The organism is Tengunoibacter tsumagoiensis, from assembly GCF_003967535.1.
Taxonomy (GTDB): Bacteria; Chloroflexota; Ktedonobacteria; order Ktedonobacterales; family Ktedonobacteraceae; genus Tengunoibacter; species Tengunoibacter tsumagoiensis.
In genome coordinates, this window is the sequence record NZ_BIFR01000002.1 from 266,197 (window position 1) to 289,457 (window position 23,261).

The 23,261-nt window shown below is 49.6% G+C and carries 11 protein-coding genes; 8 read left to right on the forward strand and 3 right to left on the reverse strand.

The window, feature by feature from the left end; all coding sequences use genetic code 11:
* Nucleotides 1-43: 43 nt before the first annotated feature.
* A complete protein-coding gene (locus tag EL628_RS21965; RefSeq protein ID WP_126582158.1) occupies nucleotides 44-1,066 on the reverse strand; it encodes a LacI family DNA-binding transcriptional regulator in 1,023 nt (340 codons plus the stop codon).
* Between the two features lie 243 nt (nucleotides 1,067-1,309).
* Here EL628_RS21965 and EL628_RS21970 point away from each other — a divergent pair, with 243 nt between their 5' ends.
* The 5 genes from EL628_RS21970 (at nucleotide 1,310) to EL628_RS21990 (ending at nucleotide 8,131) form a co-directional block, all read left to right on the forward strand.
* On the forward strand, nucleotides 1,310-3,172 hold the full coding sequence (locus tag EL628_RS21970; RefSeq protein WP_161975671.1) for a glycoside hydrolase family 30 protein: 1,863 nt from the start codon (nucleotides 1,310-1,312) through the stop codon (nucleotides 3,170-3,172).
* A 148-nt stretch (nucleotides 3,173-3,320) separates the two neighbouring features.
* Nucleotides 3,321-4,580 (forward strand): extracellular solute-binding protein, encoded by a 1,260-nt coding sequence (locus EL628_RS21975; protein WP_126582160.1) that lies wholly within the window; start codon nucleotides 3,321-3,323, stop codon nucleotides 4,578-4,580.
* 159 nt (nucleotides 4,581-4,739) lie between these two features.
* The gene (locus EL628_RS21980; protein ID WP_126582161.1) at nucleotides 4,740-5,720 is read left to right on the forward strand and encodes a carbohydrate ABC transporter permease; all 981 of its coding nucleotides are present in this window, start codon (nucleotides 4,740-4,742) and stop codon (nucleotides 5,718-5,720) included.
* Nucleotides 5,720-6,637: a sugar ABC transporter permease gene (locus tag EL628_RS21985; RefSeq protein WP_245994366.1), complete on the forward strand. Its 918-nt coding sequence runs from the start codon at nucleotides 5,720-5,722 to the stop codon at nucleotides 6,635-6,637. Before EL628_RS21980 ends, EL628_RS21985 begins: the two co-directional genes overlap by 1 nt.
* Nucleotides 6,638-6,721: 84 nt before the next feature.
* On the forward strand, nucleotides 6,722-8,131 hold the full coding sequence (locus EL628_RS21990; RefSeq protein WP_126582162.1) for an ADP-ribosylglycohydrolase family protein: 1,410 nt from the start codon (nucleotides 6,722-6,724) through the stop codon (nucleotides 8,129-8,131).
* Between the two features lie 219 nt (nucleotides 8,132-8,350).
* On the opposite strand, the gene EL628_RS21995 is transcribed toward EL628_RS21990, so the two are convergent.
* Both EL628_RS21995 and sbnA read right to left on the reverse strand, forming a co-directional pair.
* The gene (locus tag EL628_RS21995; RefSeq protein ID WP_126582163.1) at nucleotides 8,351-8,815 is read right to left on the reverse strand and encodes an MGMT family protein; all 465 of its coding nucleotides are present in this window, start codon (nucleotides 8,813-8,815) and stop codon (nucleotides 8,351-8,353) included.
* A gap of 458 nt (nucleotides 8,816-9,273) precedes the next feature.
* Nucleotides 9,274-10,224, reverse strand: coding sequence for a 2,3-diaminopropionate biosynthesis protein SbnA (gene sbnA / locus EL628_RS22000; protein ID WP_126582164.1), 951 nt, complete (start codon nucleotides 10,222-10,224; stop codon nucleotides 9,274-9,276).
* 371 nt (nucleotides 10,225-10,595) lie between these two features.
* On the opposite strand from sbnA, the gene EL628_RS22005 reads away from it, so the two are divergent.
* Genes EL628_RS22005 through EL628_RS22015 form a run of 3 tightly spaced genes read left to right on the forward strand, consistent with a single transcriptional unit; the run spans nucleotide 10,596 to nucleotide 23,246 of the window.
* Nucleotides 10,596-11,858, forward strand: coding sequence for an MFS transporter (locus tag EL628_RS22005; RefSeq protein ID WP_126582165.1), 1,263 nt, complete (start codon nucleotides 10,596-10,598; stop codon nucleotides 11,856-11,858).
* A gap of 57 nt (nucleotides 11,859-11,915) precedes the next feature.
* Nucleotides 11,916-17,003, forward strand: coding sequence for a non-ribosomal peptide synthetase (locus EL628_RS22010; protein WP_126582166.1), 5,088 nt, complete (start codon nucleotides 11,916-11,918; stop codon nucleotides 17,001-17,003).
* A gap of 6 nt (nucleotides 17,004-17,009) precedes the next feature.
* Complete coding sequence (locus tag EL628_RS22015; RefSeq protein ID WP_126582167.1) at nucleotides 17,010-23,246, forward strand: non-ribosomal peptide synthetase; 6,237 nt, start codon at nucleotides 17,010-17,012, stop codon at nucleotides 23,244-23,246.
* The last annotated feature ends 15 nt before the right edge of the window (nucleotides 23,247-23,261 follow it).

Here is a 23,261-nt window from a genome sequence, read left to right on the forward strand (position 1 = left end):
CATCATGATGGCAGAGGTCTCCTGGTATTCCAGCCCCCTTTAGCTAGGTTGACTCTCGTACAATCAATTGGAATGGCAGAACCTCATCGCGGCCAGTTTCGGGGGCCTGACCATTCAAGCGTTCAAAGAGTAACTCCGCTGCCCTTTTTCCCAGATTCTCTTGAAATTGAGCAATCGTCGTCAGCGGAGGAGTGAGTAAGCGGGCGATAGGGATATCATCGCAGCCAATCAATGCAACATCTTCAGGAATACGAAGCCCCATTGCTTTGGTCGCAGTTAACACACCTATAGCCAGGACATCGTTCGCAGCAAAAATAGCCGTCGGAGGCTCTGGCAGTGAGAGAAGCGTCTGTGCACCTTTATAGCCGCACTGTTCAGTAAAATCGTCTTCATATATCAACTGTGGTTCAAACGGCAGACCGGCCTCTGTAAGGGCCTTCTGATAGCCTTGTAGCCGCTTTGAAGCTGGTCCAAAGCGGCCATTCACCAATCCAATTTGTCTATGTCCACGTTCAATCAAATGAGTCACAGCCGTATAAGATGAGGCCACATCATCTAACGACAGGCAGTCAACGGGCAGAGATGAAAAACTATGTTCAGCATCTTTGAGGCAAGCGATCGCAATATTGCGCTCAGTTAGAGGGCGCAGATCCTCTGCGGTAATGTGAAATGAAACAAGAATAATACCATCGACACGATTCTGTTCAAAGCTTTTCAGGCCATGGCGCTCCTTCGTCGCGATACCATCAGTATTATATGAGATCAGATCATACCCACGTTGCTCCGCAATAGATTGAATCCCACGCTGAAACGTTGGATAAAAAGGATTGGTAATATCTGGTAGAATGCTTGCGATAAGATAGGATTTGCGCGTGCGTAAACTTCGCGCCATACGATCTGGTACATAGTGAAGTTTGCGCACAGCCTCATGAACGCGCTGTTGTGTCTCTTCGGGAACAGACGTGCTACCATTTTCTCCCAGAACTAAAGAGACGGTTGATTGAGAGACCCCCGCAAGCTTCGCCACATCGGCTTGCGTAGGATTCCTTTGAGCACTTTTTCGCATAGCGTCAGGTTTCCTCAATTCCGATACGTATTACTATTACGAATGAGCATAGCGCTTTTCCCTTAATATTGTCAAGTTCAACCTATTGACAGGGTATAATTCATATGCTATTCTTACTTTGTAATTCGAATTAGTAATTCGAATTACAAAGTAAGAATAGGAACGATAAACATCGTTGTTCTTGATCTTCCATTGATGTTGTAGAATTTGATCTGCAACGTTCCTCACAGAGGAGGATATCTGGTGAAGACACACATTGCCCACAGGTGGAGATTGGCATCTCTGTCCACGCTCATTATTTTGGTAAGCATCAGCATTCAAAGTTTTTTACCCCGTTCAATTGCTCATGCTGACACCATTGCTCAGATCTCATTATCCAATACCCATCAGACTATTGATGGATTTGGGGGATCGGGTGCACAACTTGGTGCATATGATTTGCAAAGCCTTCCCGATGCGACACGCACACAGATTCTGGACCTACTTTTCTCACAAACGAATGGAGCAGGGCTTTCGATTGTGCGTAGTGAGATTTGTGGTGGTGCAGATTATAACACGGACAATTTCGAATGTAAATCGATTGAGCCGCAGCAGGGGACATGGAACTGGTCGAGCGATGGTGAAGAGATCTGGTTGATGAACCAGGCGAAAAACCGTGGCGTTTCTACCTTTATGTCAACTTCCTGGAGCCCACCGGCCTGGATGAAGACCAACAACAGTACCGTTGGTGGCACATTGAGCTCTGACAAGTATCAGGCCTATGCCGATTATCTTACTCAGTATGTGCTCAATTATAAATCCCGCTTTGGTATTGACATGTATGCACTTTCTCCTCAGAATGAGCCGGATTCAAACTCTACCTGGCCTTCTTCACTTATGGATGGCAATCAGCTTAAGGATTTTATCCATAACTATTTGAAGCCGGATTTTCAGCAGAACAATATTACGACGAAGATCATCATGCCAGAAGTTGGGAATTGGAGCAACGTGCCAAGTTATGCGAATCCTATTCTCACGGATAGCAACACCAGCAATGATGTTGATATTATGGCTGGACATTCGTATGACGGACACTATGATCCACTTGCTAACACACAGGGGAAGCCTATCTGGGAGTCAGAGGTCTCTAGCGGCGATCCCAATGATAGTGGCATGGGTAGCGGATTGTCCTGGGCAATGAAAGTGCACAATTTCATGGTGACGACGCAGGCCAGTGCCTGGCTCTACTGGGAATTTATCTCACAGCGCTGTTGTGCAGATCAACAATACTCTCTCATTAGTGTTGATTTTAACAATAATACCTACATCGCCAATAAGCGTCTCTTTACGCTTGGAAACTATAGCCGCTTTGTAAGACCTGGCTATCAGCGTATTGATGTCACGGAGAACCCCACTTCCGGGGTATATCTCTCAGCTTACAAAGATCCTGCCAGCAGCAAAGTGGTGGTGGTCGCAATCAACCAGAATGGTGGTGATCAGGCTTTAAGTCTGCAAACGAGCGATTTCCAGTCCAGCTCACTGACGCCATATGTCACTTCTTCGACCCAGAATCTGGCGCAGCAAACCCCGGTTACTGCAACGGGCAATACCTTTGCTGTGACACTGCCTGCACAAAGCGTTACAACCTTTGTTGGCGATGTGTCTGTTGGCGGTACCTCCAATCTGGTACAGGACCCTGGTTTTGAAAATCAGACCAATAGTACGCTCAGCAGTCCCTGGTCGCGTCTTGAAGGTTCAGGCAGTGTTGGCGTAGATTATCACCTTGCCGGCTATCCTCATGGCGGCAATAACGATGGCTGGATTAGTAGCGCTTCTGGCTGGACAAGCATTGGACAGAGCATCTCTGTTACTCCAAATACCAACTATACCCTCAGTTGTTGGGAACGAGATTCGAACAATATTACCGGTTATCTAGGAGTGTACTACACCAGCAGTAAGACTGCGGGGCCAAAAACGGAGACGAGCTTTAGTGGCTCCAGCACCTATACACTACGAAGCGAAACGTTCAATAGTGGATCGAATAACTCCGTGACGATGTACATTGGCTATCCCGGAGTTGCTAATTCCTACCTGGTTGCTGATGATTGTAGTGTAACTGCATCCTAGCTTTCAAATGTCCTTTCCATCTTGAGAATGTGTGTAGAGGGAGGCGCTCCTCTGTTCTTCCCTCTGCCTTTCTATACATTTCCTGTGCATCTTCTTAGAACATTTGTACTTTTCTGTATTGTCGTAGTTCCTTTTGGGAGTTGAATGTATGAAGCAGCGTCTTGCGCCAATTTTCGCAGTATTTACGATCCTTGCAATGCTTTTTCTGAGCGCATGTGGTGGTGATACAAAGTCATCTGGTCCAGTGCAGCTTACCTTCTGGTATAACGAAGGTAAAAATGAAGAGGCCGCCGTTCTCAAAGTTGTCAATGATTTTAATACGAGCCATCCAAACATCCACGTTAAAGCTGAGTATATTGACTTTAATAGTGAGCATGATAAGTTTGTGACCGCCGCCGCAGGTGGATCAGGTGCCCCTGACATTATTCGTATCCAGCCCGCCTGGACCTCGGAACTTGCCAAAAAAGGCTTTTTGCTGAACCTGGATGGGAAGATTGATGGTGTCGATGATTTCCTTCCTTCTGTGATGTCCTATGGCAAATATAATGGAGGCCTCTATAGCCTGCCTGAGGTTACTGACTTCCTGGCCATGTGCTATAACAAAGATCTGCTGCAAAAAGCAGGGATTGCCAATCCACCGACGACCTTTGATGAGCTTCGCGCTGATCTGAAGAAGCTGACAAATGCTCAACAGAACAAATACGGTTTTGCTACATCGGGCGGTTCCTGGTTTGTGCTTCCATTCATCTATGCCTATGGTGGAGATCAGATCTCTAATGATGAGTCGAAAATTTATATCAACCAGCCTGCGTCTGTTACTGGCTTCAGTTCTCTTGTAGATATCTTAAACAAAGACAAAACTGCGCAGCCCCTTGACCTGACCAATGGCTACAACAATATGAACACTGGCTTCAAAAATGGAGATGTAGCGATTATCTTCCAGGGCCCCTGGCAGGTTACTGATCTGCTGACAGGTCCAGCGTTTCAGGGAAGCAATAGTGGAAACTTTGGAGTCGCTCCTATTCCTGTGGCTTCTGCTGGGGATGTGCCCCGGTCTCCGATTGGTGGACAATCCCATGCGATTTATGCAGGAACGGCCCATCCTGCCGAAGCACTTGAGTTCCTCAACTACTTTGACTCCAAGGATAGCCTGGCCGCAATCGCTAAAGCTAATGGAACACTGCCCGCTCGTCAATCTGCGTATACTCCTGAGGTGTTACAGAATCCAGTTGTCAAGGCGTTCAATCCTCTGATCTCTACAGGAAAGAATGTGCCTATTAATCCAGTCTCACCCCAGTTGAATACTCCTCTGGATAAAGATATTCAGAATGCACTTGCTGGCAAACAAGATCCAGCCGATGCGCTGAACCAGGTGGCGACCGATTGGAAGCCCTTGATTAATCAATAGTCGTTATCTTACCGTGACTGAGTTCTGTGGGTTGCAGATGTTGCATCTGCAACTCCACTTAAAGAGAGCGATGCCGCAAAATCCTGCAAGGGCGTCCAGGGCTGTTTGAGGGACTCATGAGCTATCCTTGTGCTATTAGTTTGTGTGGAGAAAAAATCTATGGCTTTGAGATTGATGGACGATCGTCACGTGCGACAAGATCAGTCTGTGCGGGCTAGACCGAATATGTGGAGAAAAAAAGTATTCCCTTATCTCTGCCTTGCGCCTACCGTTATTTTGATGGCTGTGCTTATTGTGTACCCTCTGTTGAATGCAATGGAGTATAGCTTTACCAATGCGAATGACGGGAATATTGAACGACATATTGGTGTCATAACTATTCCTGCTACCTATAAATTTGTGGGTTTACAAAATTTTATTAATATTCTGGCGGGCAAAGCCTACAGTATCTCCTTTGGAACACTATTGCTCCAGACGGTGTTATGGGTGGTCGTCAGTGTTGTATTTCATTTTATTATTGGCCTTGGGCTGGCGCTGCTTCTGAATCGTCATATCCGTTTTCGCGGTGTGTATCGTGCAGCGATGATGATCCCCTGGGCTATGCCTCAATATGTTACGGCCTTTGGCTGGAGCTTTATCCTCAATCAGAATTACGGCATTATCAATCAGGTCCTGCTAGCTATTGGAAGATCACCAATTCCCTGGACGCTTGATGTGGGTTGGGCTCGTTTTGCCCTTCTGGGCGTTAATATCTGGTTGGGCTTCCCTTTTTATGTCGTAACGCTGTTGGGTGGGCTACAGAATATACCAGTCGAGCTATCGGAAGCGGCCGTCATCGACGGTGCAGGTTTCTGGCAGCGGCTGCGTTATATTATTGCTCCCCTATTACGCCCGGTGGCCAGTCTTACAGTGCTTCTTGATATCATCTGGACGTTTAATTTCTTCTCAATCATCTATTTCATTACGAGAGGTGCACCCAATGGTGGAACGGATACCATTACCTCATTTGCCTATGAAAATCCGATCCAATCCCACTTCTTTGGCTTAGGATCAGCCTATGCCATGCTAATCCTGATTATTTTGTTGATAATCACCGTTCTCTATGTGCGGTTGTTGCGGATACAAAAAGGAGTTGAGTAATGAAAATGTCTGTAGCCAGCCGGTCTGTAGGTGGATATGAGCGGTATAGCGATCAGCAAAGGCAGGTCAAACGGCAGTATCGTTCGCGAGCGGTAAAAACTCGCTTGCAGGCTTTGGGCATACATGGTCTCTTGATTTTTGCCTCTCTCATTGCTCTTTTCCCTCTCTTCATCATCATTATGACCTCTTTCAAACCTGCGGAGGAGATATTTACCACTAAAATTCAGGTCTTTCCGATTCATTGGACGATCGACAACTATACATATGTGTTGAACGATGGGTTCTTCTCGTATATGAAGAATAGCGTGATTGTCTGTCTGGGGACGACGTGTATCTCGCTACTGGCTGCATTGCCCGCAGCATTTGCGCTTTCTCGGTATGAATTCCGGGGCAAGCTTGGACTTCTGATGTCGTTTCTGGTGACACAGATGTTTCCAGCCCCTCTCTTGATTGTGCCTCTCTATGCTCTTTTTATTCAGATACACCTGCTGAATAACCTGTTTGGCCTGATTATTGCAGGAGCGACTGGAGCATTGCCGTTTAGCGTCTGGATGCTCAAAGCGTTTTTTGATGCCGTTCCTCAGGAGCTGGATCAGGCGGGCCTGCTGGATGGTCTTGGTCCTTTCGGTGTGTTTTACTATATTGCCCTTCCTCTGACTTTACCGGGTATTGCAGTAGTCTGGTTTCTTAATTTTATTAGCTCCTGGAATGAGTTCTTTTTCGCAAACCTGTTCATTTCAGATAAAGATATTGAGACTTTGCCGCTTGGCCTGACCCATTATGTGTTTCAGACCGGTCAGCATTGGCAATGGCTCTGTGCCTATGCCGTCTTAGTCACGATACCAGTCGTGGTCGTATTCTATTGGGCGCAGCGCTATCTTGTTGCGGGTCTTACAAGTGGGAGTATGAAGGGATAATGGTTGTGTAGAGAGCAGGGCAAATACAACGCTGCTAACAATGGTTAATTGTGTCAATAGATAACGAAGGGATAAAGATTGGCTATGGCCGGGTGGACTACTCTTGTAAAACTTATTCAGGAAGAAATCATTCAGAGAAGTGAGGAAGGATGCGATATCAGTGGGTTTGACCTGCTGGTTGCAGAGGCTCAGCACGATAACGCTCGTTTGATGGAAATCTATCATCTGTTGCAGGCGTTGCCAGTGCGCGATGATTTTCCCTATGTCGAACCATCGGATCTGGCTGCTATTCGCAGTGAGCGACCAGAGGGGCCACGCCAATTGGTGCGTAGCCATGAGGAAGCTGTCTGGCAAGATAAATTCTTTGGGGCATGGCTTGGACGCTGTGTGGGATGCGCTCTGGGCAAACCGTTGGAGAGTACAGCCTTTGCTCATGGGACGCCAGAAATGCCAGGATGGCGGGGGCGCGCTCAGACGCCCGGCTGGAAAAATATCAAGACCTGGTTTGAAGCTGCAAATATGTGGCCGATCACAGGCTATACCCCTGGTCAATCGCCAGCGAAGGATCTGCCTGGCATGGCACTTCACTCCGAAAGTGGCTTGAGTGAGCGTGAGCGCATTGCTTATATGCAAAGCGATGATGATATTCGTTACACCATTCTTGGCTTGCTCATGATCGAAGAAAAAGGAGTGAATTTTGATAGCTGGGATATTGGCAAGTTATGGCATCGCGTCCTTCCCTACCAATTTGTCTGTACAGCCGAAACCCAGGCGTATTTGAACTTTTCAGCCATTACTTCGCATATGGAGGGAGGCAGACCACACGATTGGAAGCAGCAATTGGAGTGGGTACGTACCTATTTAAATCCATACCGCGAATGGATTGGCGCGCAGATCCGTGCCGATGGCTGGGGCTATGCTGCCGCTGGTCGGCCAGAACTGGCTGCTGAACTGGCCTGGCGGGACGCTTCATTCTCGCACGTTAAAAATGGTATCTATGGAGCTATGTTTATAGCCAGTATGATCGCCGCCGCCTTTGTTGAAGAGGATATCGAGCGGATCATCCAGATTGGATTAAGTGAGATTCCACAGAATTGTCGCCTGGCCCATGATGTACGGACCGCTATCGCAATTGCTCATAGTACGGATAATGTGGAAGCGCTGATGGAGGCCCTGTGGTCTGCTTTTGATCACTATCATCCCGTTCATACGAATAATAACGCTGCTCTGGTCGTGGCTGCGCTCATCTTCTCAAAGGGCGATTTTGAGCGCGCGATTACAACGGCTGTACTGGGAGGCTGGGATACTGATTGTAATGGGGCGACCGTTGGGTCGATTATGGGAGCAAGGCTTGGGGCGAAAGTTCTCCCTCAATCATGGGTTGAACCATTGCATGATACGCTCTATGCAGATCTCATAGGCTTTGACCCCATTGCTATCTCAGAATGTGCACGCAGAAGCTATGCCGCCTCTTTTGTTCATTCGTCGATATAAATTCAGTCATAAGTTCATCGATAGTAACCATATTATTTACTATCTTTTTCATTCCACTGTATAGTTGGTGAAAGATGATTATAGAGACTACAACCTATAATCATCTTGTCAAGCCAGTAAGAAGCGACCTGAAGAGGTATTGAACACCTATGCAATGCCATACGCGAGGGTGGCGTCAAGGATATCTTGCCGACTCTGCTGCAATCGCAAAAGAAGCACTCAAGAGCCCTTTTTAAAGGGTGAGGCAGGATCGTTTTGCATTAAACTCATCAGGCGTGGGCTGGCCTGTTCAGATGCATCATCGACCTCCCTGAAGATCTCCTCGATCTGTGCCTGGCTTAGATCACGCGTGGGGTCCCAGCCGTAGCGTTTGAGATCAATCCGTTCTTCGCTACTAAAGATAATCCCCTCGGACTCTAGTAAATGGCGCATCCGATCTGGCTCCCCAAACGCCCAACTTCCACTCAACTCTCCCTTACTATTGACCACGCGCTGTGCAGGAACACCTGGACTGGCCTCATTCATCATCCAACCAACCATTCGTGCAGCTCTGGGATATCCGATTGCTTTTGCAAGTGACCCATAGGTAACGACACTTCCTACTGGGCAAGCACGAACTAATGCAAAAACGCGTGTTTTGAGTAAGGAAATTTGATTATATGTGTAGGATGGGTTATCGGCCATGAAAGGTACCTCTTGGTGGAACTATCCTCTATTTTTATGGAGTTGTGCTAATTTCTTGTGAGAAAAAGCGAACTCGTATGAATCTCATCCTGGTGGATGATTAAGTATATCACATGAAGATAATGCCCCTGCTATCGTGCAAAGGATCTCTACATAGAAAAAAGTCAGGAACGGATTACTAATCCATTCCTGGCAGGAGTGTGTCTGTTTACAGCTCGCGGGTGAGACTAGCCCATAATCGTGTGGACATAGTGCTGTGTCTCTTCTCAGCGGTTATCGCATAAGGAGGTCAAGCCCTTTCTTCATGATAGCTATCGCGACCCACGCGTCCCTGTTACATTCTCACGACCAACATGGAACCCTCAACGGCCAGGAGCTCTGCCTTGTATCCTGCTTTAAGCATAAGGCAGAGAGCGATAAGTTAGGCACGATGTGTGTCACTCTTCACATAACCCGCATCATGACGGCAATTGAGCAACCCATTTTTCATCATAGATCATATTGATATAGCGATCGCCTCGATCAGGCAGGAGCGTGAGCAAGGTCTGTGGTTGTAAGGATTGTTGAAGTATCTTTTGAATGGCTGCCACCACCGATCCCGATGAGCCACCGGCCAGTATGCCTTCATGCAGAACAAGATCCTGACAACCCTGAACAGCCTCTCGATCGGTCACATACCATACCTCATCAATCTCATCTGGTTGAAGGATTTCCGGAACGCGACTGGCCCCGATACCAGGTAAAAACCGGGGAAGAGGTGGGCCACCGAAGATAATCGACCCAACGGCATCAACAGCAATCACGCGGAGATGAGGATACTTTTCTCGCAAACGGCGTGCAAGGCCAAGTAGCGTGCCGGTCGTACTTACAGCAATAACCAGTGTATCGATGGGATGGTCCTCGACCTGGCTGATAATTTCCGCAGCCGTCATAAAATAATGGGCCTGCCAATTAAGTTCATTTGCATACTGATTGATCCAATAGCTATGAGGAATGGATTGCCTTAGTTCTTGTACTCTCTGTATACGTGAGGCCAGGTAGCCACCCTGCGCATCCACCTGCTTTACCATTTCAATGTTGGCTCCTAACTGCCTTAAGATCTGTAAGTTCACCGGCGAGATATTTGGATCGACAACACAGGTCAGGGCGAGATGATAAATACATGCAACCATGGCTAGAGCAATGCCAAAATTGCCCGATGTGCTTTCGATGAGATGAGTGGTTGGGGTAATAATTCCTGTCTGGAGACCCTGGTCGATGATAAATTGTGCTGGTCTATCTTTGACGCTTCCCCCAGGGTTAAGGCATTCTAGCTTGGCAAGCACATGAATACCTTCTTGCGGAAAAAGTCTCTGTAGGCGTACCAGGGGCGTCCCACCAATACAGTCAAGGACTGAATTGTAAATCATCTTTTTCAATCTTGCCCTTTCACTCTCAAATAAGACCGCATAAGCAGCAGTGGTACAAGGATAGGCAATAACAATTATTCTCCACCAAATTATCATACAACAAATTTTGTTTAATTAAAACCCTTGTATTTTTAAATATTACAATTTACAATTAACTACGATAGTTATTACGGAGTTACTAACTATCGCCTTATAAGTTAAGGATTATTAGAATCAATAATAACTTTAAATTATGAGTTTTTGAAACCAATGCTCTATCTATGAAATTTATCTATTATATACCCAATTTTTAGAATAACTAAAAATCTAGGATATGATATGTTCTGTATATTTTGTAGTAAGCGTGCGCAAAGTACGTGAAGGAGTAACCAGTGGTTTCAACAGATGAAAGTGTCAGTAAGCCGACTAAACAGCGTCCTGAGCCCCTATGGCGTAACAAGGATTTTATGCTTTTGTGGAGCGGCCAGTCCCTCTCCACGATTGGGACAGGCATTACCCAGTTTTCTTTCCCATTACTTATCCTGTATTTAACCGCCTCGCCAGGCACGGCTGGTCTGGCTGCTGCGTTCACTTCTCTCCCTTATCTGTTTCTGAGCCTCCCGGCAGGTGCACTTATTGATCGGTGGGATCGCAAGCGCGTGATGATTATTTGCGATATCTGCCGCGCTATTAATATTTTTAGTGTTCCTGTTGCCCTCTATTTTCATCGTATTAGCATCATTCAATTATTTATTGTGTCCTTTCTAGAGGGCTGTTTCTTTGTCTTTTTCAACCTGGCGGAGGCTTCGTCTCTCCCTCGCGTAGTCTCGACTGAACAGCTTCCGCAGGCGACGGCTCAGAATGAGATTACGACGAGCATAACGGAGCTCGTCAGCCCTTCTCTCGGTGGTCTGCTCTTTTCGATCTCTCTGACTTTGCCGTTTCTAACGGATGCAATCTCCTATGCGGCCTCTGTTGGTTCGCTTCTTTTGATCAAGACAGGCTTCCAACAAGAGCGCAAGCAGACACAGGTGAATCTATGGGAACAGATTCGTGAGGGATTGGTCTGGCTCTGGCAGCAGCCACTGGTGCGGTTTATGGCTTTCCTGACTGGCTTTGTGAACCTGTTTACGGCTGGCAGTGTGCTTGTTGTGATTGTAATGGCCCAACAAAAGGGTGCTCCTGCCTATGCGATTGGTCTAATCTTTGCGATTGCCAGTATCGGCGGCATTGTGGGGTCGCTCATTGGTGGGGTGGTGCAGGAGCGTTTTCGCTTTGGGACGGTGATTATTGGCTCGTGCATTGCCATTGCTCTGTTATATCCGCTCTATGCTCTCGTGCCTAATCCCTTTTTGCTGGGGGTTGTTAATGCTGGCATCTTTCTGGTGATCCCTTTATATAATGTGGTGCAGTTTAGTTATCGGCTCTCCTTAATTCCAGATGAGCTGCAAGGGCGCGTTAATAGCGTTTTTCGTCTGCTTGCCTTTGGCTTTATGCCGCTTGGACAGGCAATGACCGGTTTTCTGTTACAGACGACTGGTGCGACGGTGACGATTATTGTGACGACGATCGGTCTGGCTACTATTGCTCTCCTGGCATTCTTTAATCCTGCTATCCGTAATGCCAGAGCATTGGCAACGCAAGAGGAGGAGTAGCCGCTCTTTTCATTGGCACGTTGTTGTGTGTGTGGAAGATCACATGGAAACCAGGAGATGATGATGGATCAATGGTCTGAGAACTTGAGCATGCTTCCAAAAGATAGTGATCCCCCATTTACTGCGTTATTTGAGCAGCAGGCCAGGTTGTATGCTGAAAAACCTGCTCTGGTGTTTGCTGATCGATCCCTTTCTTATCGTGAATTGAACGGCCAGGCAGATAGCCTGGCACGTTCTCTTATAGATCAGGGTGTGCGTCCGGAGATGCGTATCGGGCTCTATTTTCAGCGCTCTCTGGAGATGATTATTGCTCTGTTAGGTGTTTTGAAGGCTGGGGCGGCTTTTGTTCCCCTTGATCCAGCTTACCCCCGAGAGCGTATTGCCTTTCTGCTTGCAGATGCTCATCTCTCTTTTGTTCTGACGCATTCGACTCTTCGTGCTGAGCTTTCGTCCGTTGAGGCGACGGTTCTGTCTCTGGATACGCTTGCGCCAGTAGTAGACGCTACTGATGGGGGGGCATTTCACGTTGAGCCGGAACAGAGTGCCTATGTGATCTATACATCGGGGTCAACGGGTGTGCCTAAGGGGGTGGTGGTGACGCAGCGCGGATTGAGTCATCTGGCTCATGCGTTTGTTGCTGCCATCGCTCCTGTCGCGACTGATCATATTCTCCAGTTTGCGTCTTTGAGCTTTGATGCTTCTCTGTCAGAGATTGTGAGCGCTTTCTCCGTCGGGGCGACGCTCTATCTGGCTGAGAAGGAGGATCTTATCCCTGGTCCAGCTCTGGAGGCAACGCTTTTGCGCAATGCGATCAGCGTTGTGACGTTGCCGCCCTCTATTCTCGCTCTTTTGCCTCAGAGAACCTATCCAGCTTTGCGTACGATAGTGGTGGCGGGTGAGGCCTGTCCTGCCAGTCTGGTGGAGCGTTGGGGCTCGCATGTTACCTTTATTAACGCCTATGGGCCAACGGAGATTGCGGTCTGTGCGACCACAGTCCAATGTCATCCCCAACAGCCAGTGACGATTGGATCGCCGCTGGCGTCGACTTCTGTCTATCTGCTTGATGAAGATCTGCAGCCAGTGCCTTCGGGAACGGTGGGCGAGCTCTATCTGGCCGGCCCAGGTCTGGCGCGTGGGTATCTTGAACGGCCCGCTCTAACTGCGGAGCGCTTCCTGCCTGATCCTTTTGCGGCTAAACCCGGTGCACGCATGTATAGGACTGGCGATCTTGGTCGTTTGGCCGGGACGGGAGAGCTTGAGTTTCTTGGTCGGATCGATTTTCAGGTCAAACTGCGCGGTTTTCGGATTGAATTGGGGGAGATTGAGGCTGTCCTGAGTCAGCATCCTCTGGTTCAGGAAGCTGTGGTGCTCTTGCGAGAGGACCGTCCTGCTGATCCGCGCCTGGTGGCTTATCTCAAGCTTCATCCAGAGTCGCCTTTTTCCTGGCATCAGCTTAGAGCAGATCTTGCGCAACGCCTTCCCGTCCATATGGTGCCTGGCACCGTGGTTGTTGTGGAGCAGTGGCCGCTGACTCTCAATCAGAAGATTGATCGAGCAGCTCTGCCAGCTCCTGCCAATGCGGCTGCTTCTGTTGATGAACGGTATGTTGCTCCGCAGACGCCCATTGAGGAGTCACTGGCTGAGATCTGGTCCTCGGTGTTGCATGTGGAAAGGGTTGGACGCTTTGATCATTTTCTTGAATTAGGCGGAAATTCGCTGCTTACAACTCAGGTGCAGGCGCGTATTCGCGATGAGCTCAAGTTGGAACTTCCCCTGAAGGTGTTGTTTCGCCAGCAGACTATTGCTGAACTGGCTGAGAGCCTGGTTGTCGAGCAGGCGCAAGAGGTACAGCCGCTCTCTCTGGGACCGCGCATATGCCATGAATCTGTGCCTCTGTCATATTCACAGGAGCGTGTCTGGTTTCTTCAGCAACTTGATCCATCAAGTAAGGCCTATAATGCTCAGGCAGCCATTCGTCTCAGTGGTCAACTTGTGATCGAAGCATTTGAACAGAGCTTGAGCGAGATTGTGCGGCGTCATGAGATCTTTCGGACGACCTTTTCGGCTCACCATGGCATTCCTGCTCAGACGATCCATCCTCCTTTCTCGGTGAACATTCCTCTTATTCATCTTGAACACTTGAGCCCGGACGAGCAAGATCGCTCCCTGTCTCAAGTGATGCAAGAGACCTTTAGCCAGCCTTTTGATACAGCGCAATTGCCGCTTGTCCGGTGGATTCTTGTCTGCCTCTCTGACACAGAGTCTGTGTTCCTCCATGTTGAACATCATTTTATACACGATGGCTGGTCGTTTGCAGTCTTTTTGCGCGAGCTCTGTACACTCTATGCGGCCTTTGTGAAAGGCGAGCGCTCTCCTTTACCTCCTTTGCCCTTGCAGTTTGCTGATTTTGTCCTCTGGCAACGAGAGTGGATGGAGGGGACAGAAGCTGCAAGCCAGTTGAGCTACTGGTTACAGCAATTAGCAGATCACCCTGCGCGCCTTGAACTTCTCACCGATCGCCCGCGCCCTCTTGTTCAGACCTTCCGAGGCAGCGTTGAGCGAATTACGCTTTCCGATAGTCTTTATCAGCAGGTGAGGGCTTACTGCCGGCAAGAGCATTGCACCTTATTTATGTTTCTTTTCAGCGCCTTTCTCCTCTTGCTCTATCGCTATACGGACCAGGATGATCTCTGTATTGGGACTGGTATTGCGAACAGACGTTTCCGCGAGATTGAGTCGTTGATAGGCATGATTATTAATACGGTCGTGCTGCGTGCCCATCTTTCAAAACAGTTGACATTTCGCGAACTGGTCGAGCAGGTCAGACAGGTAACGTTGGATGCATACGCCCATCAGGATCTTCCATTTGGAAAGGTGGTGGAGGCGTTGCAGCCTGAGCGTAATGCCAGCTATTCTCCATTGTATCAGGTGGCCTTTAGCTTTCATGATTCCCCTCTTCCTCCACTGACCATGCCAGATCTGACCCTGGAATTGAATGAAGGCCTGAGCAATCATACGGCGAAGTTTGATCTTAACGTTATCGTGATTCCACGAAGGGAACAGTTTGTTGGGCAGGCGGCAGCAGAGCAGAATCAAGCGGTTTTTCTCCTCTGGGAATATAATACTGATCTGTTTGATCGCTCTACTATTCAACGCTTCATTGCTCATTATGAGCAGATTCTAACCTCGGTTCTGCAAGACGACCACCAGTCTCTTCAGTCGGTCCCACTACTAACCCGGACTGAACGAGAACAGATCCTGGTGACGTTGGGCCATACGCAGGGGCCAGCAGTTCGGGAAGAAGCGACGCTGCAACAAGTGTTTGATGAACAGGTCCAGCGTAATCCGTCGGCACCAGCGCTCCACTTTGCCGATGAACAGCTCAGCTATGGGGAAGTCAATCAGCGAGCGAATCAGCTTGCTGCTACCCTGCGGATGCATGGGGTTACCTTTGAAACGCCGGTGGGCATCTTTATGGAGCGTTCGGCATCAGCCATTATTAGCATGCTTGCAGTTTTGAAGTTGGGGGGAACCTATCTTCCTCTCGATCCCGATTATCCACTTGAACGGTTGCTCTTTATGCTCCAGAATGTCAACGCTCCATTTGTAGTGAGCCAGCAGGAGCTTTATGAGCGCTTAAGCGGTTATCAAGGAACGATCCTTTCGTTGACTGACTTCTGGTCAGAGCCAACGGAGTGGAGCGGCGAGAATATCGTCACGTCCTGTCCCGCAACAGCATTGGCCTCGATTCTCTATACCTCGGGCTCAACTGGACAGCCCAAAGGGATTGGGCTTACCCATCAGGCGATGATTGCCACTTTTTATCAGGAGACGACGTACTTCTCATATACTCGTCCGCAACGTTTCTCTCAGATCTCTAACCTGGCCTTCGATGCCGCAGCCTTTGAGATCTGGGGAAGTCTCCTGAATGGTCATCTGTTGGTTGGGATTGAGAGAGAGCAATCGCTTTCTGCCCCTGCACTCCAACGCATTATTGAAGACCAGCACATTGAGACCTGTTTTTTGACGACAGCGCTTGTCCATCAATTCGCTCGACAGACCCCAGCCTTCTTTAAGCAGCTCCATACCCTTTTTACAGGCGGAGAAGCGGCAGAGGCTCGCCTGATCAATGCTATTTTTGAGCAGGGTGGACCCGCTGCGCTTATCAATTGCTATGGGCCGACCGAATGTACCACCTTTGCGACCACCAAACAGCTTTTCCCGCAGACATTTGTGAGTGTGCCGATCGGGCGACCTGTTGGATCAACCCAGGTGGTGATTCTGGATGAGACCCTCTCTCCAGTTCCCATAGGTGTTGCCGGTGAGATCTATCTTGGCGGGATCAGATTGGCTCGAGGCTACCCTGGACGTCCCGATCTGACGGCTGAGCGCTTTATCCCTAATCCATTTAGCGCTTTACCAGGCGGTCGTCTCTATCGAACGGGGGATCGTGCACGCTTCCTCAACAATGGAGATATTGAGTTTCTTGGGCGTCTGGATTCTCAGATTAAACTGCGCGGTTTTCGCATCGAGCTGGCAGAGATCGAGAGTGTTCTGGAGCAGCACCCTCTAGTGGCCAGCAGCCTGGTTATCTTAACCCATAATCCTGCAGGTGAGAGCTGCCTGATCGCCTATCTGGTCTTGACTGCTGATGCCGCTAGCCTGGCTGAAACTATCTCATGGCGTAGCTATCTACTTACCAGACTACCAGAGTATATGATCCCGGCGCAGTTTGTCGTGTTAACAACCTTTCCACTCACCGCCAATGGAAAGATTGATCGCCGCGCTCTTCCAGCTCCTGATTGGGAGCAGTCGAACAAGGGTGAACAGGAGGAGCGGGATCGAACGCAACTTGAGGAGGCGATTGCCCAGATCTGGGAAGAGGTATTGGGCCGAACAGGGCTCAGTCTGTTTGCGAATTTCTTTCAGCTCGGTGGTCATTCGCTGCTTGCAACTCAGATTGTGACACGTGTAAACGAGGCGTTACAGCTCCAGGTGCCGCTCCGGACGCTTCTCATTCATCCGACGATCGCTGATTTCGCCTCTGCCATCTTGCAGGAACAGCTTGAAGAGCTAGATCAGGAGCAATTTGCCGAATTATTAGCCGAACTTGAGTTGCCGTTAGAGACAGAATCACGAGAGTAAGAAGACATGACAGCCGATAAACAAAGCAAGCTCGCTGGACTCTCTGCACAGGCTCAAGATCTGCTGTTCCAGCGCCTGCAACAAAAGAAAAAACAGAGCAGACTACCTGAGACGATTCCTGAACAGCCTCGAACGGGCTCATCGTTTCCACTCTCTTTTGCACAGGAGCGGCTCTGGTTTCTCGCGCAGATGGAGCCAGAGACGGTGCACTATACGATCTGTCGCGCTGTACTCATCCAGGGAGATCTGCTCATCTCAGCTCTTGAACAGGCCATAAACAGGCTTGTTGAGCGGCATGAGATCCTCCGGACGACCTTTCGACAGGATGACTCCTTGCCTGTGCAAATTATTGCCCCTTTTCGCTCCATCTCTCTTCCTCTTATCCGGCTGGAGGCTGGAACTGAAGAGGCTGCATTCGCCTGGGCTCAACAGGAGGCCAGGCGTCCCTTTCAGCTTGAGCAAGACCCACTGCTGCGTTTTCACCTGCTCTGTCTGAATGATCAGAAACATCTGCTCGTTCTTACGATTCATCATAGCATCATTGATGGCTGGTCCCTGGGGCTGCTCTTTCAAGAACTGGCAGCCTGGTATCAGCGCTTTCAGCAAGCAGATCTCTCGCCTCTGCCTGCCGTTGGCATTCAATACGCCGATTATGCGCTATGGCAGCGTCAATGGCTGGCTGAAGGGAGAGAACAGAGACAGCTAGCGTACTGGAAACGCCAGTTAGCCGGTGCTCCTGCTGTGCTGGCTTTTCCAACACGCTCAGATGATTCATTCATCAACGAGGAGCGTCGATCAATTGTGAAGCGCAGCGCTTCCAAAAGTCTGGCCGACCGTCTCCAGACCTTGAGCCAGCAGGAACAGGTCACACCTTTTACCAGTTATCTGGCGGCCTTCTTTCTCTTACTTGCCCGTTATACCTTGCAGGATGATCTCCTGGTAGGAACGCCCATTGCGAATCGTCAGAGGCGAGAGTTGGAGCAAGTAATTGGGTATCTGGCAAATACACTGGTGCTGCGTGCTCGTATCTCAGGTGATCTGACCTGGCACGAGTTTGTTCAACAGGTTTCTGCCACGACTTTGGATGCCTATGCTCATCAGGATCTCCCGTTCGAGCGGCTGGTTGAAAGCTTGCAGCCCGAACGCTCTCTTAAACAGACGCCACTGATCCAGGTCTTATTTTCTTTTCACAGCGACCCGGAAGCAACGTTCAACTTACCGGGCCTGAGCACACAGACCTACCAGATTGACCCTGGTAGCGCGACTTTTCTGTTGACGGTGGCGGTTGAGGTTCGAGAGCAAGAGTTGCATCTCAGTGCACAGTATCAGCAAGAACAACTGAGCCCTGCCATGGTCAGCCAGTTCTTGCGCCATTATGAGCTCGTATTGGAGCAGATTGTTGCCCATCCAGAGGCGCAGATTAAAGCCTTCTCTCTGTGCACCGAAGAGGAGCGCTCACAGCTCATTAGCAAGCAGATTTCGACAGCCTTTCCTGCTCAGAGTAGCATTCAGGAGCTCTTCGCCGAATATGTTCAACGTACGCCTGATGCCATTGCGCTCCGTTCTGGCTCCCAGACGCTTACCTATTGGCAGCTTGCTCAACAGTCTGATTGGCTGGCTCAGAGCATAGCTGAACAGGGCGTCGGGCCAGATGTTCCCGTTGTTCTATTTGTTGAGCGCTCTTTAGCCTTTATTATTGCGCTCTTAGCCATTCTGAAGGCCGGGGGGGCCTATGTTGTGCTGGAGAGCTCCTGGCCTCTAGAGCGAAAAGCCTTTGTCATCGATCAGCTTCGACCCCCAGTGCTGGTGACATCTTCGCATCTGCTCTCGCAGCTTCCTCCAATAGAGGGCCGGGTGCTGTATCTGGATCAGTTGCCTCTCCTTGAAGGAGGGCCATGGCGAGGGCCAGACTGCGATGCCCGGCAACTGGCCTACATTAGTTATACCTCTGGCTCAACGGGGTGGCCCAAAGGCGTCATGGTCAGCCATCAGAACGTAGTGCGGCTGATTCGTAATACCAACTATGCGCAATTGCACCATGAGCGTTTTCTCCAATTGAGTGCTGTCGCTTTCGATGCCTCGACCTTTGAGATCTGGGGTGCGCTCCTGAATGGGTCTGAGCTGGTCATTGCACCGGCTCAACAACTGTCATTACACGAGATTCGAGCCCTGGTAGAGCGCGAGTATATTACAACCCTCTGGTTAACAGCAGGACTATTTCAACAGATGGTCGAGCATGAGCCAGAGACCTTCCGCTCGCTGCATCAGGCCCTGGCGGGTGGGGATATTGTGGCACTTCCGCCCGCCCTGAAAGCGCTTCAGTATCTGCCTGCGGAATCAGTATTGATCAATGGATATGGTCCGACAGAGAATACGACTTTTACAACCTGTTATCGTTTACCGGGGCAGAGCCAGGGGCTGACTGGATCTTTTCCAATCGGGTCCCCCATTGCCAACACGAGCGTCTTCATTCTCGATCCCTATCTACAACCTGTCCCAACTGGATTGATTGGAGAGCTATACACTGGTGGAGCTGGCTTAGCGCGTGGGTATTGCAATCGTCCAGATCTGACCGCCGAGCGCTTTATCCCCCATCCTTTTAGCTCCCAACCAGGCGATCGTTTATATGCAACCGGTGATCTGGCGCGCTATCGTGTGGATGGTGTCATCGAATTTATAGGGCGGCGAGATAATCAGGTCAAGATCCGTGGCTTTCGCGTTGAGTTAGGTGAGATTGAGAGCGTTCTCTGGCAGACACAACTGGTGCGTTCGTGTGCAGTGGTCTATGTGTGCCCGGTAGGGTCACAAGAGAAAAGCCTGGTTGCTTATATTGTATTGCGGGACCAGGTGTTGCGGAACCAGACGTTGCAAGCCAGAGCGCAATTGCAGCAACAAGTTCAGCAGGTGCTTCCAGATTATATGCGTCCGGCGATCTGGCTTTTTAAAGAACAGCTACCATTAACGGCCAATGGAAAGGTGGATCGTCGTGCCTTGCCGCTGCCTACGGTCCAGGCTAAGGAGCTCGAATCTGTTCAGGATCACGGGCAACCAGTCGATCCAATTCAGGAGTATCTCGTGCAGCTCTGGGCATCGCTATTGAAGCAGGGGCCGATAGGCATTCATGATAATTTTTTTGCGGCTGGTGGTCATTCTCTTCTGGCAACCCAGTTGATTGCTCGTATTCGGGCTACCTTTCATCAGGATCTTCCCCTGCGAGCAATCTTTGAGGCTCCTACGATAGCGCAACTTTCCGAGCGGATTATTCATCAACAACAGTCGTCTCAAGCCCATGAGCGTCTGACTGCCATCTCTCGTCAAGAGCGGCAGGAGCGGCTCCCTTTAAATAGAGCGCAGAGGCGGCTCTGGTTTTTACAGCAAGTAGAGCCAGAGAATATAGCGTATCATGTCCCCTTTGCCCTGCGCTTTGTCGGGCAACTGGATCACCAGGCTCTGGACCAGAGCTTGCAGGAGATCGTCAGGCGGCATGAAGCGTTGCGAACAATCTTTTTGCAGCAGGATAACGAGCCATTTCAGAGGCTCCTTCCCTCTCTCGTGCTCTCCTTGCCGATTGACGACTTTAGCCAGCTTCCACCTGCTGAGCGAGAACAGATCGTGCAAGAGGCGCTGGTCGCAGAGGCCAGAGTGCCATTTGATCTGCAACTGGGACCACTCATACGAGCTCACCTCTTTCAATTGGCAGCAGAGGAACATATTCTGCTGATAGTAATGCATCATATTATCACTGATGGCTGGTCATTAAATGTCTTCTTTACAGAGCTCGCTCAACTCTATACTGCCTATGTTCAGCATCAGCCATCGCCCCTCCTTGAATTACCAGTGCAGACAATCGATTATGCTTACTGGCAGCAAAGCAGAGTAGTGGATAGCCAGCTCGCATACTGGAAGGAGCAGCTAGCAGGAGCTCCAACCGTTTTTGAGCTCCCCTATCGAACCGTACGTCCACCAGTGCAGAGTTATCGAGGTGCACGACAGCTATTCACACTTCCAGCCTCTTTGCTTCAGCAGCTTCAGATTGTCGCCATCAATGCCGATTGCACGCTCTTTATGGTCGTCCTGGCCGCCTTTGACGTCGTGATGGCGATGTATAGTGGGCAGAGCGACTTCCTCTTAGGCATGCCAATTGCCAACCGAACGCGCCCGGAGATTGAAGGACTCATTGGATTTTTTGTGAATACATTGCTCTTGCGTGCTCAGTTGACTGAGGTTCAGACGCTTCCACACTTATTGAGCAAGGTACGAGACGTTGTTCTGGGTGCCTCCGCGCATCAGGATCTTCCCTTCGAGCAGCTTGTTGAGGTCCTGCAGCCGCACAGAGATGCTTCGCGTAACCCTTTATTTCAGATTGAATTTGTTTTCAACAATGTTGTTTCCCTACCACGTGATCTCCCCAATCTCACAGTTGAGCTGCTGCGCGTGAGCAATGGGACCGAGCAATTTGATCTGACCTGCGCTATTGCTGATACGGGATCAGGTCTGCAAGTGCTGTTTGAATACAACAGTGATCTCTTTGAAGCAGCGTTCATCCAACGTTTAGCTGAACAGTATAGAGCGGTATTAGAGCGAATGACTCTCGATCCTGCTCAGTCGCTCTCAAGCTTGATGGTGATCACCGAAGAACAACTGGAACATCTGCGCATCTGGGGTGGTTGGCAGTCATCGCTCATTCCTTCCGAGCTCTCTTTCTTTAACAACTGGCATCCATGGAGCGAGCTTCCAGCAGTGATAGTATCAGGTCAGGTTGTCACCTATCAACAATTGTTCTCAGCGGAGCTTCCAGCAGCCATTGAAGAGCAGAGTGAGAACCATGAACTCCTTATGCAGATCAGGGCACTGCTTCAAGCGCTTACAGAGGATGGGCATTATTCCTTCTCGAGCCCTGGCACGCAATCCTTTACGCTGTCAGTTACCGATCTTCTCAGGCAGCTTACTCTTCTAACCGCAGCTTACCAGAACCATGCTTTGCTTCATCAAGAGGGAGAGCGCATCCTGTTGCTGGCACCGCTGTATACTATCGATCTCCTTGAATTTGCCCTGCCAGCTCTCAGTCGAGGTGCAACCCTTGTGCTTGTGTCGGCCAGTGAACGTTTACGTATACGTGATCACCTCTCAGATTTTCTTAGCGAGCAAGCAATTTCCACCATCATTATCTCTGCCCGTGAATGGCCGCATTGGTATGCTCATCTCAGGCAGTATCCGCGCCCAACCGCATTACGGACTATCTTGCTGTATGGGAGAGCGGAGACACAGATTGCTCTCCATACAACGAAGCTACCGGAGCTCTCACTGGTGGCGGCATTTCGTCCACAGAAGCCAGGCTTGACAACATTGCTGGCAACGGTACATGAGAATGGTCTTCATCCTCATCTCCTGGCCAATGTCAATCTAGCAATTCTTGATCAGCAAGGTGGCCCCGTCCCCATCGGAGTCATTGGAGAGCTTGCAGTGAATGGGAACTGGCTTGAACGGCAAGCCGCTAGCGATAGCAAAGATTCGCCGATCTTTCCCGCATCTGCGGAGGGGCTCTATCGAACAGGAGAGTGGGGCAAGTTCACGCAGGAGGGTCAGCTTCAGCTCTTTGGCACGACCAGCACACGCGTGCGTCTGCAAGAGAGCATGATCGACCTGATAGTGATTGAACAGATGCTGTCTGAACAAGTTGGAGTCTTGCAAGCCGCCGTGAGTGTTGACGCTGAAGGATCGCTGATGGCACTGATTGCATATATTCTCCCCTATGCGGGTCAACAGCCCGATCCCTTGCAGATCAAAAAAGCCTTACAACAACAGCTCCCAGGTTATATGGTGCCTGAGCACATACTGATCGTCCCCGAGCTCATCTTTCTGCCTGATGGTCAGCTTGATCGTCGTATGCTTCCGCAGCCATCGCGTACCAGACAACAGGTCTTTGCAGCTACAGCTAACGAGCAGCTTTTGCTTCAGATCTGGCGTAAAGTCTTGCAGAAAGAGCAGATCAGCATGCAGGATAATTTCTTTGAGCAGGGAGGGCACTCGCTCCTTTTACTCCAGGTTCATAGCCAGTTGCCGCCAGAGATCAAAGAGGTCGTCAGCGTCGTAAATTTGTTTCAATATCCAACCATTCTAGCCCTTAGCACATTTATCTCTGCCCAACGGCAAACAAAAGGAGTGAAAGACCAGGGAAAGAAAGCGGCCCAATCTCGTTTACAAGCGCTACAACGCAAGCAGCCTTTGAGAAAGCGTCCCTAAGTTGAGCACTGGAAG